Origin of the sequence: Synechococcus sp. W60.3 (genome assembly GCF_047502615.1) — a bacterium.
Taxonomy (GTDB): domain Bacteria; phylum Cyanobacteriota; class Cyanobacteriia; order Thermostichales; family Thermostichaceae; genus Thermostichus.
In genome coordinates, this window is sequence record NZ_JANSHJ010000074.1 from 1 (window position 1) to 2,147 (window position 2,147).

The window sequence follows — 2,147 nt, forward strand, 5'->3', positions numbered from 1 at the left end:
GAAGTCGTTGCACCGCTCAATCGTATTCTTGGCCTATGCGTGATGACAACGATATAGGCTACGGTTCGCGCTATCCTTCCCTGCCCTGAAGGACGGGGCTTGCCGCGCCTTTTGGTCAATGGGATCCCTCTCCTCAGGGCACGACCAACACCGGGCAGGGGGCAAGATCGATCACGCGGTGGCTGACAGAGTTATTCTGCCCCTCTCCGGAGAGGGTGAGGCCGCGGGATCCCATTACAATTAGGCTAATCTCCAGCTCGTCTGCCACATCACAGATGACAAAAGGCACCTTTCCCTCTCGATACTCACTCTTGACGCTGTTGAGGCCGATTTGATGCAGGCCAGACTCCGTTTGCTTGAGCAGGTTGTGGATGTTTTGCCGAGCTTGTTCCGCCCTCTCCGCGTCCAGCTCCGCGGCATCCAGTACAGAGAGCAAGTACACCTGACTTTTGTAGCGCTGCGCTATGTCTGCCACCAAGGGCAAGGCGTGGCTGGTCTCACGCGAGTTGTCGATGGGAAAGAGCAGCTTGTCGAACATAGTCGCGGATTCCGCGGTCAAGCCCATTCCCTATCCAAGTTGGGGGCTTGCCCTATTCTATCAATTTTACCGGGAGCTCAATGGCCTCATTCCACCCCTGCCCGTTTTCCTGTTGTCAGGGGCTCCACCTGGGCTGCTTCGCCCTAGCTGCAAACGGAGCTCCTCTGCTGTTTGGATGAGTAGCCATTCTATCATCCCGCGAAAGTCCAGCCGCCCTAAGCCATGCTGGGCTGAAGTTTACGCAATTCCTGCCAAAAATCCATTATTTTCAGATTGACCAAACTTGGAAAAGAATAATGAAAAAAGTGTCGCCCCCCAGGGCAAAACCACATTTGATCCCCTGGCTTTAGGTGGTTTCTCCACTTCTCGAGCGAAGCAGGATCCACAATGGGGTCATCCTTGCTGGCGCAAACCAACATCGGCACCGACACTTTCTGGGCTGGAATCGCTATCACCTGAAATAGGGAGTGAGGTATGGGAGAAGTATCCAAATCTTTAGCCAGAGCATAGGAGAGTGAGCGTGCTCGCCACTGTTCTGAAGTAGGTAGAAGGCTCTGGGCTATACGCACCAAGAGTTGTTCCCGACTCCAGCAAAAGATTTTTCGCTGCACATAGAAATGGGCATGCCAAGTGGTAGCAGGCCAACCTCCCACGGCCAGCAAGGTCAGAGACTGTACCCGCTGTGGGTAACGGCAGGCAAAAAGATAAGCGGCCACCCCGCTCAAGCCGTGGCCGATAAGATGAACGGGTCGATCCCAAGCTTTGAGATATTCGTATAGCAGCGTGATTACAGTCTCCAGGCTACAAGGCTCATCCTGGGTTTGGTGGTACTCCCAGTAGGCTATCCGAAAGCATTTCCCCAGGGATCCTAATAAAGGCTGATCAAAGAGCTTGAGACTGGGAGAAATGCCCAGATACAGGGCCTCAAAAGCGAGCGCAGAAGCGGAGCTTAAACTCATATTCGCTATTCCATCTCGACTGTTAAAACCATCAAGGCTGCTAGCCAAACAAAAGATCTACAAAGTCCAGTAGCCAGAAACCAACCGGCAAAGTGCGGTTGAACCATGCAATTGTGAACAGTGCAATTGCCATTGGAAAATGCGGCCCAAAGGATCCGAGCCGATCTGGATAGAGGAGAGGGGACAATACCCCTCTCCTTTCTGCAGATCCCCGAACCAGGGAGCCTCAAACCTCATTCACAGCCCAGGCAAAATCTGGGCCAACACGTCCGCACTGTTCAGGAGCATGTAGGCAAACAGGGCACCGCCAACGCCGCCCACCAGAAACCCTCCCGCCAACTGGCTCCAGCCGGCACGGGTGCGCAAGTTTTCGGGCAAGTCCTCCGATCCTGCCGGTACTCGCACCGGCTGAGGGGATCCCTGCGATTCCGCCATCAGTTGCACTCCCGGCGTCGGATAGGCCACCTCTCCATAGGGGGTGTTCACCACCGCCACCAGCCGCGAGCGCGGAAAAGAGACTCGTCCATAGATCGAAAGACAAACCGTTAGGATCAGCACCAGACCAATGACCGCCAGCGTACCTGCCGTCAGGGCTTGCTCCGAATTCCGCAGCGGACTCAACTTGTAAAACGGCCCCACCAGGAAGTACC

At 54.9% G+C, this 2,147-nt stretch carries 3 protein-coding genes; all 3 read right to left on the reverse strand.

What is annotated here, in order from left to right; translation table 11 throughout:
- Window positions 1-133: 133 nt before the first annotated feature.
- A complete protein-coding gene (locus NW846_RS12485; protein WP_414516186.1) occupies window positions 134-565 on the reverse strand; it encodes a universal stress protein in 432 nt (143 codons plus the stop codon).
- A 188-nt stretch (window positions 566-753) separates the two neighbouring features.
- Window positions 754-1,545 carry an alpha/beta fold hydrolase gene (locus tag NW846_RS12490; protein WP_414374510.1) on the reverse strand — a complete coding sequence of 264 codons (792 nt, stop codon included), beginning with the start codon at window positions 1,543-1,545 and terminating at the stop codon, window positions 754-756.
- A gap of 189 nt (window positions 1,546-1,734) precedes the next feature.
- A partial coding sequence (locus NW846_RS12495) for a photosystem I reaction center subunit XI (protein WP_414516188.1) occupies window positions 1,735-2,147 on the reverse strand: 413 nt, incomplete at its 5' end.